Source organism: Agromyces sp. NPDC058064, from assembly GCF_042885275.1.
In the GTDB taxonomy this organism is placed as follows: Bacteria; Actinomycetota; Actinomycetes; order Actinomycetales; family Microbacteriaceae; genus Agromyces.
On record NZ_JBHVSE010000003.1, the window covers coordinates 303,202 to 314,641 of the forward strand.

The 11,440-nt window shown below is 67.5% G+C and carries 10 protein-coding genes and 1 pseudogene; 5 read left to right on the forward strand and 6 right to left on the reverse strand.

Features of this window, described 5'->3' with window-relative positions; all coding sequences use genetic code 11:
- Positions 1-861 precede the first annotated feature (861 nt).
- The 6 genes and pseudogenes from rsmG to rpmH form a co-directional block, all read right to left on the reverse strand.
- Positions 862-1,497, reverse strand: coding sequence for a 16S rRNA (guanine(527)-N(7))-methyltransferase RsmG (gene rsmG / locus ACFVSL_RS13140; RefSeq protein ID WP_386941418.1), 636 nt, complete (start codon positions 1,495-1,497; stop codon positions 862-864).
- 16 nt (positions 1,498-1,513) lie between these two features.
- Positions 1,514-2,011: a protein jag gene (locus ACFVSL_RS13145; protein ID WP_386941419.1), complete on the reverse strand. Its 498-nt coding sequence runs from the start codon at positions 2,009-2,011 to the stop codon at positions 1,514-1,516.
- Between the two features lie 2 nt (positions 2,012-2,013).
- Entirely contained in the window at positions 2,014-2,979 is a 966-nt protein-coding gene (yidC, locus tag ACFVSL_RS13150; protein WP_386941420.1) for a membrane protein insertase YidC, read from the reverse strand.
- A gap of 174 nt (positions 2,980-3,153) precedes the next feature.
- Positions 3,154-3,441, reverse strand: a pseudogene (yidD, locus tag ACFVSL_RS13155) (membrane protein insertion efficiency factor YidD); the annotation flags it as partial.
- Position 3,442: 1 nt separating this feature from the next.
- Complete coding sequence (rnpA, locus tag ACFVSL_RS13160) at positions 3,443-3,799, reverse strand: ribonuclease P protein component (protein ID WP_386941421.1); 357 nt, start codon at positions 3,797-3,799, stop codon at positions 3,443-3,445.
- Between the two features lie 7 nt (positions 3,800-3,806).
- Positions 3,807-3,944, reverse strand: coding sequence for a 50S ribosomal protein L34 (gene rpmH / locus ACFVSL_RS13165; protein ID WP_022889115.1), 138 nt, complete (start codon positions 3,942-3,944; stop codon positions 3,807-3,809).
- A 440-nt stretch (positions 3,945-4,384) separates the two neighbouring features.
- Here rpmH and dnaA point away from each other — a divergent pair, with 440 nt between their 5' ends.
- The 5 genes from dnaA to gyrB all read left to right on the forward strand — a co-directional run bounded on the left by dnaA (position 4,385) and on the right by gyrB (position 11,435).
- Entirely contained in the window at positions 4,385-5,806 is a 1,422-nt protein-coding gene (gene dnaA / locus ACFVSL_RS13170; protein WP_386941422.1) for a chromosomal replication initiator protein DnaA, read from the forward strand.
- Positions 5,807-6,271: 465 nt separating this feature from the next.
- Complete coding sequence (gene dnaN / locus ACFVSL_RS13175; protein WP_376942694.1) at positions 6,272-7,423, forward strand: DNA polymerase III subunit beta; 1,152 nt, start codon at positions 6,272-6,274, stop codon at positions 7,421-7,423.
- A 141-nt stretch (positions 7,424-7,564) separates the two neighbouring features.
- Entirely contained in the window at positions 7,565-8,812 is a 1,248-nt protein-coding gene (gene recF, locus ACFVSL_RS13180; RefSeq protein ID WP_386941541.1) for a DNA replication/repair protein RecF, read from the forward strand.
- Positions 8,805-9,296 carry a DUF721 domain-containing protein gene (locus ACFVSL_RS13185; protein WP_386941423.1) on the forward strand — a complete coding sequence of 164 codons (492 nt, stop codon included), beginning with the start codon at positions 8,805-8,807 and terminating at the stop codon, positions 9,294-9,296. Before recF ends, ACFVSL_RS13185 begins: the two co-directional genes overlap by 8 nt.
- Positions 9,297-9,419: 123 nt before the next feature.
- Entirely contained in the window at positions 9,420-11,435 is a 2,016-nt protein-coding gene (gene gyrB / locus ACFVSL_RS13190) for a DNA topoisomerase (ATP-hydrolyzing) subunit B (protein WP_386941424.1), read from the forward strand.
- Positions 11,436-11,440 lie beyond the last annotated feature (5 nt).

The window sequence follows — 11,440 nt, forward strand, 5'->3', positions numbered from 1 at the left end:
CAACCGAGTTCGCAGCACCCACTCGGCGGCGCGTCGCCCAACGCAGACCTCTCACCGGAGAGAAGAATCGGGGCAGACGGCGAAGTGTTCGCAGCGAACGGCTCCCACGGAGAGCCCCGCGGGCGGAGCCGACACCGCATCCTCACGCCCGCCAGGAGTGGGGGCACGGCCGCGTTCGAGCACGAGGCCGGAGCGTGCACGGAGGGGAGTCCCGCAGTGTCGGACGTGGAGGAAGCAGGAAGGCGAGCGCAGGCAGAAGGCGTCAGGCGAGAAGCTGTGCCTGCGGAGACGCAGATCGACAACGGATGCACCATCGCAGCCGGCCAGGTGTTCCGATGTTCGGATCACCTCGAGCTGCAGTGGCCTGACCGGCGCAGGTCCGGAGTCACCGAGCATCGAGCAGACCACGGACTCGGAGGCGCTGGCGCGACGCACCCGACCCGGCCATCTGCAGCGGGGTCTGCCTCTAGGCCCTTCGGGTCACCCGCAGTGTTTCACGTGAAACATCAGCGCGTTCGCCGGAGCCCTGCCGGTTCACCGACCTCGCCAGACACAGCCCATCCGGCACACCCCAGGCTCGACGGAGCTGCGCTCACGGCGATGGGCCGCATCACGCGATTCGAAGATCTCAGCCCACCCGGCACCCGCCAGCCATCGGCATCCGACCCACGTTCGTCTCGGAACGGCAGACGAAGAACAGACCACGCAGCGAACACCTCGACCTCTCCTCACCCGCTCCGCCTCGCAACCGCAGCGACGAGCTACCCAAACACACACCACTCTGACGTCGAAAGCGAAAGGCACCGTTTCACGTGAAACGGTGCCTTTCGGTGCCAGCTGTGGAACGCAGATGACGTCGAGTCAGTCGACCTTCGCGCGGAAGACCCTGGTCACCTCGGAGTCGGGGACGACACCCTCGCCGAGCACGAGCACCTCGACCTCGGTCAACTTGTACTTGCGGATGACCTTCTCGGCCGCACCGATCTCACCGTCGACGCCGGCGCCCTTCATGAGCACCAGCTCTCCGCCGGCGCGAAGCAGGGGAGCGGTCACGGGAATCAGTGTGCGCAGTGCGCTCACGGCACGCGCCGTCACCTGGTCGAGCGAGTCGCCGAGCTTCGACTCCTCGGCGCGCGCCCGCACGACGGTGACGTTCCCGAGTTCGAGCTCCTCGGCCTGACGCTCGAGCCAGGCGACGCGGCGCTCCATCGGCTCGATCAGGGTGAACTCGACATCGGGTCGCATGATGGCGAGCACGAGTCCGGGCAGGCCCGCACCAGATCCGACGTCGCCGACGCGGCCGGGCCGGAGCAGCGGTGCGACGAGCGCACTGTTCAGCACGTGCCTGGTCCACAGCCGGGGCAGCTCGAGCGGACCGATGAGCCCGAGCTCCTCGCCGTGCCGCGCGAGCGCATCGGTGAAGGCGCGCCCCTTCTCGAGGTGCGAGCCGAAGAGCTCAGCGGCCGCGGCGGGTTCGGGTTCGAGTCCGTCGATCATCGTGCCGTGCGCGTCGTCAGGCGCCGCGCGTGATCACGGTGTGCCGGTCGGCACCCTCGCCGCGCGACTCCGAGTGGAAGCCGTGCTCGGCCACGAGATCGTGCACGAGCTTGCGCTCGTAGGACGACATCGGGGGGAGCGACGCCTCGGCGGAGCCGGCCTCGATGCGCTCGACCGCGCGGGTCACGAGCGAGGCGAGCTCGTCTCGACGAGCGTCGCGCGAGCCGCCGATGTCGAGGATCAGGCGGGAGAACGCACCGGTCTTCGTCTGCACGGCGAGGCGCGTGAGCTCCTGCAGCGCGCTGACGGTGTCGGGCTTCGAGAGGAGATTGAGGTTGGCGCCTTCGCCGGCGTTCACCGAGATGTAGGCCCTGCCGTTGCGCGCGTCGATGTCGATGTCACCGTCGAGGTCGGTGATGTCGAGCAGCTCCTCGATGTAGTCGGCGGCGATGTCGCCCTCTTCTTCAAGCTGCGAGGTCGAACGCTCGGAGGCGTCGTGCTGCACGTCGGTCATGGTTACTTCCCCTGCTTCTTGGCGCGCGACTTGCCCATGGGCTGCTGGCGCTGAGTCTTCTTGGGCTCTTCGACGGCGATGGCGCCCTCGGCCTTCTCCTCCACGACGAGCTTGCCCTTCTTCGCCAGGCGAGCCTCGCGTGCCTTGGCGGCGTCGCTGCCGGGCGTGGGCATGTTGCGGATGACGACGAACTGCTGACCCATGGTCCAGAAGTTCGAGACGAGCCAGTAGAACATGACGCCGAGCGGGAACGCGACACCCGAGAAGGCGAACACGAGGGGGAGCAGGTACAGGAGGATGCGCTGCTGCCGGAACATGGGGCTCGCCTTGGTCTCGGGCGACATGTTCTTCGAGACGATCTGCAGCTGGGTGATGAACTGCGAGGCGGTCATGAGGATGATCATCGCGAGGGCGATCAGCATGACGTTGAGGCTGAACGGCATGCCCGCGACCATGAGGTTCCACTCGCCGATGAAGGTCGACTTCAGCGGCGCGCCGAGGAACTCGGCGTTGGCGAACGAGTTCGCGAGGTCCTGCGTGAAGACGCCGACGCCGGCCTTGTCGTGCTGGGCGTCGTTGAGCACCGAGAACAGGCCGAAGAAGATCGGCATCTGCAGCAGCAGGGGCAGGCACGAGGAGAGCGGGTTGGTGCCCGTCTTCTTGTAGAGCTCCATGGTCTCGCGCGACATGGCCTCGCGCGAGTACTGGTCCTTCTTGCCCTTGTACTTGTCCTGGATCTTCTTGAGCTGCGGCGCCACCTCGAGCATGCGGCGCTGGCTCTTGATCTGCCGGACGAAGATCGGGATGAGCGCGGCGCGAACGACGATGACGAGACCGACGATCGAGAGCACCCAGGTGGCGCCCGCGTTCGGGTCCATGCCGATGAACGTCCACAGGGAGTGGAACGCGACGAGGATCAGCTCGATGACCCACTTGATGGGCCAGAGGATCAGGCTGATGATGTCCATTTGGCGGTGTCAGTCCTTCCGGGACATGGTGGTGGAGGCGGTGACGATCGCCGCATCGTTGCGGGTCGAAGACTGAGCCGGCTCGAGACCGGCGGATGCCACATGGTGGACGTGATCGTGGGGGTGCGCGTGCGGCGCGGAGCCCGAGGCATCCGCGTGGACCCACGCTGCCGGGACGACCCAGCCGAAGCGGGTGACGCGATAGCGCTGGTGGCGGGCGGCGCGCACGTCGTCGATGCCGCCGGGCGACCAGGGGTTGCAGCGCAGGATGCGCCACGCGGTGAGGGCCGAGCCCACGAGGAGCCCTCGCTGCTGCACAGAACCGAGTCCGTAGGCGGAGCACGAGGGGTAGTAGCGACAGACGTCGCCGTAGAGGGGGGAGATCAGGGCGCGGTAGCCGCGGATGAGCAGCACGCCGACGTTCCGGGGAACGAGCGCGACGAAGAGCAGTGCGTCACGCATGTCATCCGCCCTTCACCCGGTCTCGGACGCGGCGGTCCGAGCAGGCGCCGATCACTTCCGAGCGGAGCGCCTCCCAGTCGGCGGCGGCCGCGGACGGCAGCGCTCGCACGACGATGTCGACACCGCTGAAGCCGTCGCCGAGCACCTCGTGGCACGCGGCCTTGAGCCTGCGGCGGACGAGGTTGCGGCGAACGGCACCGCCGACCTTCTTCGACACGATGAAGCCGAAGCGCGCGTCGGTGCCCGACTCCCGTGAGCGCACGTAGCTCACGGTGTGGGCACCGGCGACCTTCGCACCACGGCGCACGATGACTCGATAGTCGTCGGCGTTCGTGATGCGATTGGCTTTGGCGAGCACCGAAGAACTATGCGGAGAGTTCGGTGCGGCCCTTGGCGCGACGTGCCGACAGGATGGCACGGCCCGCGCGGGTGCGCATGCGAAGGCGGAAGCCGTGCTTCTTGGCACGACGACGGTTGTTCGGCTGGAACGTACGCTTGCTCATTCTTCTTCTCCGGCTGGTCGAATCTCCTCGCCGGGAAGTGGCTGCGACAGGTGCTGCAGCTCGGCGGCGGGAAAACTGGGTGCCCGAAAGGGCTGGGTCAACTGATTAAAACTACGGCCTCGCACGCGAACGGTCAAACCGAGACGCCGAGATCGAGGCGCAGATCGAACCCGACAGTATCCCGTGAACCTCGACATCACCTGTGGACCGACACGCCGACACGATCGAATCCTCGAATCGGCATTTGTCGGCGGGGCCTTCCTCGGATAGCGTTTGACACCAGTTATCCCCAGCTTCGTGCGCGGAAACACGGGCAAGTCCCCGAATCTCCCCACAGGGGGTGGATAACACTGTGAACACTCGCCTCGCGCCGCTTGCTTTCGTCGATGGGGGATCGATGAGCGGCACACGAGACCACCAGAACCTGATTGCGGGGAACGATGACAGAACAGCCCATTTCCGACACTTGGGCGACGATCCTCGATCGACTGTCAGACGACGACGCGATCACCCCGATGCTGCAGGGGTTCCTCAACCTGGTCGAGCCCAAGGGCATCGCGGCCGGCACCTTCTACCTCGAGGTCCCCAACGACTTCACCGCGAGCATGCTGAACCAGCGCATGCGGGTCTCGCTCCTCTCCGCGATGAGCGCCGTCGAGGCGCCCTCGCCGGTCACCTCCTTCTACGTGGTGGTGAACCCCGAGCTCGAGGAGGCGGTGCGTGCCGCCGAGACGCAGCCCGGCTACGGCAGCGAGCCCGACCCCGTCGAGCTTCCCGCCTCGCCGCAGTCGGTCTTCGAGAACACGAGCCCGGTCTCCTCGCGCGATACCCGGCTGAACCCGAAGTACGCGTTCGAGAGCTTCGTCATCGGGCAGTCGAACCGGTTCGCCCACGCCGCAGCGGTCGCCGTGGCCGAGGCGCCGGCGAAGGCGTACAACCCGCTCTTCATCTACGGCGACTCGGGGCTCGGCAAGACCCACCTCCTGCACGCCATCGGCCACTACGCGATGAGCCTCTATCCGGGCATCCGCGTGCGGTACGTCTCCTCCGAGGAGTTCACGAACGACTTCATCAACTCGATCGCGAACAACCGCGGGTCGCTGTTCCAGCAGCGGTACCGCAACATCGACATCCTGCTCATCGACGACATCCAGTTCCTGCAGGGCAAGGCGGAGACGCAGGAGGCGTTCTTCCACACCTTCAACACCCTGCACGACCACAACAAGCAGGTCGTCATCACCTCGGATGTCCCGCCGAAGCACCTGACCGGCTTCGAGGACCGCATGCGCAGCCGCTTCGAGTGGGGCCTCATCACCGACGTCCAGGCGCCCGACCTCGAGACCCGCATCGCGATCCTCCGCAAGAAGGCGCAGTCCGAACGGCTCCAGGTGCCCGACGACATCCTGGAGTACATGGCATCGAAGGTGTCCTCCAACATCCGCGAGCTCGAGGGCACCCTCATCCGCGTGACCGCGTTCGCGAGCCTCAACCGCACGCCGGTCGACATGCCCCTCGTGCAGACCGTGCTGAAGGACCTCATCACCGACGACTCCGACAACGTGGTCGCGCCGGTCGACATCATCACGGCGACGGCCGACTACTTCAAGCTCACGGTCGACGACCTGTACGGCTCGAGCCGTTCGCAGGCGGTGGCGACCGCCCGGCAGATCGCGATGTACCTCTGCCGCGAGCTCACGAACCTGTCGCTGCCGAAGATCGGCCAGCTGTTCGGCAACCGCGATCACACGACGGTGATGTACGCGAACAAGAAGATCTCGGAGCTCATGAAGGAGCGCCGTTCGATCTACAACCAGGTCACCGAGCTCACCGCACGCATCAAGCAGACGACGCGCTACCGCTGAGCCGATCCGCCGATCCTGCCGTCCGACACGCCCGGAACGGTCTCTGCAGCGACCCTGCAGACCGATCTCAGCACGCTTCCCACAGTTGTGGAGAACCTGTGGATTGTTAACGAGCAACCGCCTGAGGACTGTTGAGACGCGTCGCCGGCCTGTGCAGAACGGTGTGCGGCGTTCCGATCGGCATCGATGTGACCGGCATCGAATCCACACACCGTGCACAGATCGAATGCCCCTCGATCGGCGTCGTTCCGCGGGTCTCTGAACACCATCCACAGTTTCCACAACGGTTAACACCGTTAAGAGAGAGTTGTTTAAGGGGCGATTCCCACAACCTCGTCGTCGGCGAGCGTCGAGCGGGGGCTCGGTCGAGCTCGCCCGGCCGCACGACCGGCGGATTCTCCGACGCCGTCAACAGTCGTGCGGATAGCATGGGACCCACCAAGCGACATCCACGACGGGAGAACCGTGAAGTTCCAGGTCAACCGCGACGTCTTCAGTGAGGCCGTGTCCTTCGCCGTGAAGCTGCTTCCGCAGCGCACGACGCTGCCGATCCTCTCCGGCGTCCTCATCAAGGCGACCACCGACGGGCTCGTGCTGTCCTCCTTCGACTACGAGGTGTCGTCGCAGACCGAGATCCAGGCCGACGTCGAAGAGCCCGGCACCGTGCTCGTCTCCGGTCGTCTCCTGGCCGAGATCGCGGGCCGGCTGCCGAACGCGCCCGTCCGCATCGCGACCGAGGAGAGCCGGATCTCGGTCAGCTGCGGCTCCGCGAGCTTCACGCTGCTCTCGATGCCGGTCGAGGAGTATCCGTCGATCCCCGAGATCGGCGAGCAGTCCGGTCTCGTCCCCGCCGAGGAGTTCGCGGCCGCGGTCGCCCAGGTCGCCGTCGCCGCTTCGCGCGACGACGTCACCCCGGTCATCACGGGCGTCCAGCTCGAGGTGCGCGAGAACAGCCTCGGCCTCGTCGCGACCGACCGCTACCGCGTCGCCGTGCGCGAGATCGACTGGGACGGCGGCAACGTCGCCGCCGGCGACGAGGCGATCACCGCACTCGTCCCGGCCCGCACATTGCAGGAGGTCGGCAAGACGCTCGGCAACGCCGGCAACATCTCCGTGGCGATCACCAGCCGCGACGACCGCGAGCTCATCGCCTTCAGCGCCGACAAGAAGACCGTGACGTCGCTGCTCATCAAGGGCAACTTCCCGCCCGTGCGCCGTCTCTTCCCCGAGACGGTCGACAACTACGCCGTGATGAACACCGCCGACCTCATCGAGGCGACCCGTCGCGTCGCGCTCGTCCTCGAGCGTGAGGCGGCGCTGCGCTACAGCTTCACCGCCGACGGCCTCACCCTCGAGGCGATCGGCTCGGAGCAGGCCCAGGCGTCGGAGTCGATCGACGCCATCCTGACCGGCGACGACACCGTCGTGTCGCTGAAGCCCCAGTTCCTCCTCGACGGACTCGGCGCCGTGCACTCGGAGTTCGTGCGCATCTCGTTCACGAAGACCGAGAACCCGAACAAGCCCGGCCCCGTGCTCATCACGAGCCAGACCTCGCGCGAGCAGGCCGGCGCCGACAGCTACCGCTACCTGCTGCAGCCCAACCTGCTGCTGCGCTGAGGTCTCGGCGCCGCGCGGAGCCGGCCCGATCGTCGACGGCTCGTGTCGCTTCGACGGTCGACGATCGGGTTGGATGCCACGTGCCGCGGTGTCGGCGGCCGCCGGTAGCGTAGGCGTGGTCGAACGAGAGGAGCGGTGCCCGTGCACGTCGCCCGACTCTCGCTCACCGACTACCGAAACTACGAGCGGGCCGAGCTCGAGCTCGGCCCCGGTGCGACCGTGCTCGTCGGCCGCAACGGCCAGGGCAAGACGAACCTCGTCGAGTCGATCGGCTACCTCGCCACCCTCGGTTCGCACCGGGTCTCGGGCGACCGGGCGCTGATCCGTGCCGGCGCCGACGCGGCGATCGTGCGTGCGCTGCTCGCCCACGGCGACCGCGAACTGCTCGTCGAGCTCCAGCTCAACCGGCAGGGTGCGAATCGGGCCCAGCTCAACCGATCGCCCGTGAAGACCCGCGAGCTGCCGCGCTACGCCCACAGCGTGCTGTTCGCTCCCGAGGATCTCGCGATCGTCCGCGGCGAACCGGGCGTCCGACGGCGCATGCTCGACGAGCTGCTCGTGCAGCGCACTCCGCGCCTCGGCGGTGTGATGGCCGACTACGACCGGGTGCTCAAGCAGCGCAACACGCTGCTGAAGAGCGCCCGGGCCCGGGGGCTCGCCGCCGACAAGCTCACGACGCTCGACATCTGGGACGAACGGCTCGTGGTGCTCGGCTCCGAGCTCATCGACCAGCGCCTCGCGCTCGTCGCCGAACTCGGCGACCCTGTGGCCGCGGCCTACCGTTCGATCGTCGATGCCGACCATCGTCCCGAGCTCCGGGCGGTGCTGTCGATCGACGGCGGCGATGCGGAGGCCGGCGACGACGTGCTCGATGCCGGCCCGATCTCGTCGGGGTCGGGGCGATCTTCGGCACCGACGGCCGAGCGATTCGCCGGGGCGCTCGCGGCGCTGCGCGCGAAGGAGCTCGAGCGCGGCGTCACGCTCGTCGGCCCGCACCGCGACGACGTGCTCCTCCTCCTCAACGGGCTGCCGGCCAAGGGCTACGCCAGCCACGGCGAGTCGTGGTCGTTCGCCCTCGCGCTGCGGCTCGCCTCGGCAGAGCTGCTCCGCCGCGACTCGAGCACCGGCGATCCCGTGCTCGTGCTCGACGACGTCTTCGCCGAGCTCGACCGCCTCCGCCGTGAACGGCTCGCCGGCGCGATCGCCGGGTTCGAGCAGGTGCTCGTCACCGCGGCCGTCCTCGAAGACGTGCCGGCGCCGCTCATCGCGCGTATCGTGCACATCGAGTCGGGGCGCATCGTCGGCACCCCTGACGACGAAGGCGATGAGCCCGGCGCCGAGTCGGGCGCCGAGGCATCCGAGCGAGAGAGCGACCAGGCCGATGGCTGAGGCATCCGAGGCGGCGCGGGTCTACCGGCACTTCCGCGAGATCTTCGGCGGCGAGCCCCGGCTGCGGGCCGGACGAGCGAACCGTGTCCGCACGCGCGACGACAGCGAGAACCAGCCGTTCACCCCTGGGCGCGACCCGAAGGCGCTCGGCGCGACGCTCGACGGCCTGAGCGCGCAGCTCGGCTGGACGGGCCCGCTGTCGCAGCACGACGTGCTCGCCTCGTGGGCCGAGATCGTCGGCGAAGACACTGCGAGGCACTCCGAGGCCATCGCGATCGAGGGCGGGGTGCTGCAGGTCCGCTGCGAGTCGACGGCGTGGGCGACCCAGCTCCGCATGATGCGCACGCAGCTCGTCACCGAGATCGTCTCGAGGTACCCCGGAGCGGGTGTCGAGACCATCCGCTTCCAAGGGCCAGACGCCCCCACCTGGAAAAAGGGTCCCAGATCGGTTCCAGGGCGCGGTCCGCGCGATACCTACGGCTGAGAAGACCAAAACGGTCACTGAACCCGATTCGTTGCGCGAGAGCGGCCTTTCACGGCCCTGCGGCACCGCCTCTTTGATAGGATCGAGAGTCGCCAGAACGACGGTTTGGAGCCCGATTCACCCATGACAGCGGAACCGACGAAGGCCCAGGGCGCGCCCGAATACGGTGCAGACGCGATCCAGGTTCTCGAGGGCCTCGAAGCGGTACGCAAGCGGCCCGGCATGTACATCGGCTCGACCGGGCCACGAGGACTCCATCACCTCGTCTACGAGATCGTCGACAACTCCGTCGATGAGGCGCTCGCAGGCTTCGCGACCGACATCGACGTGACGATCCTGCCCGACGGTGCCGTGCGCGTGATCGACAACGGCCGTGGCATCCCCGTCGGCATCCACAAGACCGAGGGGCGGTCGACCGTCGAGGTCGTGCTGACCGTGCTCCACGCCGGCGGCAAGTTCGGCGGCGGCGGGTACGCGGTCTCCGGCGGTCTCCACGGCGTCGGTTCCTCCGTGGTCAACGCGCTGTCGAGCCGGCTCGAGGTCGAGGTCAAGCGCGAGGGGCACATCTGGCGCCAGGCGTTCAACATCGGCGTGCCCGAGGCTCCGCTCTCGCAAGACGAGGCGAGCGACGAGACCGGCACCACGATCACCTTCTGGCCGAGCGCCGACATCTTCGAGACCGTCGAGTTCGACTACGAGACGCTGCGCACCCGCTTCCAGCAGATGGCGTTCCTGAACAAGGGACTGCGCATCACGCTCACCGACGAGCGCGCCGGGCACGACGTCGTCGATCCCGACGACACCGCCGAGGTCGATGCCGACGGCACCTCGGGCCCCCGCACCGACACCTTCCTCTACGAGCGCGGCATCACCGACTACGTCGAGTACCTCAACAAGTCGAAGCGCGCCGAACTCGTCAACGAGGAGATCATCTCGTTCGAAGCCGAGGACACGGAGCGCAAGATCGCGCTCGAGGTCGCGATGCAATGGACGACCGCGTACACCGAGTCGGTGCACACCTACGCCAACACCATCAACACGCACGAGGGCGGCACCCACGAAGAGGGCTTCCGCGCGGCACTCACGACGCTCGTGAACCGCTACGCGCGCGAGAAGAGCATCCTCAAGGAGAAGGACGACAACCTCTCCGGCGACGATGTGCGCGAAGGCCTCACCGCCGTCATCTCGGTGAAGCTCGGCGAGCCGCAGTTCGAGGGCCAGACGAAGACCAAGCTCGGCAACACCGAGGCGAAGTCGTTCGTGCAGAAGGTCACCGGCGAGCAGCTCGGCGACTGGTTCGAACGCAACCCGACGCAGGCCCGCGAGATCATCCGCAAGGCGATCCAGGCGGCGACGGCTCGCATCGCCGCGCGCAAGGCGCGCGAGGCCACCCGTCGCAAGGGCCTCCTCGAGTCGGGCGGCATGCCCGGCAAGCTGAAGGACTGCTCCTCGAAGGACCCGTCGGTCTCCGAGATCTTCATCGTCGAGGGCGACTCGGCCGGCGGCTCCGCCGTGCAGGGCCGCAACCCCGAGACGCAGGCGATCCTCCCGCTGCGCGGCAAGATCCTGAACGTCGAGAAGGCACGCCTCGACCGCGCCCTCGCGAACAACGAGGTGCAGGCGATGATCACGGCGTTCGGCGCCGGCATCGGCGAGGACTTCAACACCGAGAAGGCCAGGTACCACAAGATCGTGCTCATGGCCGACGCCGACGTCGACGGCCAGCACATCACCACGCTGCTGCTCACGCTGCTGTTCCGCTACATGCGGCCGCTCATCGAGCTCGGCTACGTCTACCTCGCCCAGCCGCCGCTCTACCGCCTGAAGTGGACGAACGCCGACCACGAGTACGTGTACTCCGACAAGGAGCGCGACGCGCTCCTCACCGCGGGGCTCGCAGCAGGCAAGCGCATCCCGAAGGACAACGGCGTGCAGCGCTACAAGGGTCTCGGCGAGATGAACCACCAGGAGCTGTGGGAGACCACGATGAACCCCGAGACCCGCACGCTGCTGCAGGTCACCATGGACGACGCGGCCGCCGCCGACGAGATCTTCTCGACCCTGATGGGCGAGGACGTCGAGAGCCGCCGCAACTTCATCCAGAAGAACGCGAAGGACGTGCGTTTCCTTGACATCTGATGTGA

Coding starts and splice junctions, on each gene's coding strand:
- gyrB (WP_386941424.1), top strand. CDS start 9,420: ATGACAGCGGAACCGACGAAGGCCCAGGGCGCGCCCGAATACGGTGCA.
- ACFVSL_RS13185 (WP_386941423.1), top strand. CDS start 8,805: ATGGCTGAGGCATCCGAGGCGGCGCGGGTCTACCGGCACTTCCGCGAG.
- dnaA (WP_386941422.1), top strand. CDS start 4,385: ATGACAGAACAGCCCATTTCCGACACTTGGGCGACGATCCTCGATCGA.
- rsmG (WP_386941418.1), bottom strand. CDS start 1,497: ATGATCGACGGACTCGAACCCGAACCCGCCGCGGCCGCTGAGCTCTTC.
- rpmH (WP_022889115.1), bottom strand. CDS start 3,944: ATGAGCAAGCGTACGTTCCAGCCGAACAACCGTCGTCGTGCCAAGAAG.
- ACFVSL_RS13145 (WP_386941419.1), bottom strand. CDS start 2,011: ATGACCGACGTGCAGCACGACGCCTCCGAGCGTTCGACCTCGCAGCTT.
- yidC (WP_386941420.1), bottom strand. CDS start 2,979: ATGGACATCATCAGCCTGATCCTCTGGCCCATCAAGTGGGTCATCGAG.